At 81.7% G+C, this 213-nt stretch carries 1 protein-coding gene; it reads left to right on the top strand.

The annotated features are described in order from the left end of the window. The coding region (locus GTW08_RS13965; protein WP_202417152.1) for a hypothetical protein at positions 1–213 on the top strand (213 nt) is incomplete at both ends.

Here is a 213-nt window from a genome sequence, read left to right as displayed (position 1 = left end):
CTCGCCGCGTCCGGGGCCCCGCGACCGACGACGCTGACCCGGCTCGCCGCGCTCGGGGTGTCGCCCCGGCGGCCGCACGTGCTGCTGGTCTGCCGCTGCCACCCCGCCCGGCGACGGGCGCTGGCCCGGGAGGCGGCCGCTCTCGGCGGCCGTTCCGGACTGGTCGGGGAACGGGACGGCGCGGTGGTCGTGCTGCTGCCGGGCACCGACCCG

It is taken from the genome of Pseudonocardia sp. SID8383, from assembly GCF_009864975.1.
Classification (GTDB): Bacteria; Actinomycetota; Actinomycetes; order Mycobacteriales; family Pseudonocardiaceae; genus Pseudonocardia; species Pseudonocardia alni.
This window is presented reverse-complemented; position numbering and strand designations above follow the sequence as displayed.